Below are 270 nucleotides of genomic sequence, written 5' to 3'. Positions count from 1 at the left end.
ATCAACAATTGACGAAGCTTCAAGAAATTCAAACAAAGGCCAATGATTGGAAACGGATAGAATTAACGTACCAAGAAAAACAAAAGCATATAAAGGAATTAGAGCAATCGTTAAGGGATATAAAACACAGTATTAGTGATCAATATGAAGAACGATTTTCTATAGAAAAACAAAGACATGCCTTGCCAACAATTCAAGCTTTTCAATCTATCCATAAGCAATTAAAACAGATGCCAGAGAGAATTTGTTTTCCTGAAGCGGGAATAGAGC

The 270-nt window shown here is 33.7% G+C and carries 1 protein-coding gene; it reads left to right on the top strand.

From position 1 onward, the window contains the following. Positions 1-270, top strand: a 270-nt coding sequence (locus ACW9JV_RS19325) for a hypothetical protein (protein ID WP_457337527.1), incomplete at both ends; no start/stop codon positions are given.

The organism is Salibacterium sp. K-3 (assembly GCF_054052005.1).
This window is presented reverse-complemented; position numbering and strand designations above follow the sequence as displayed.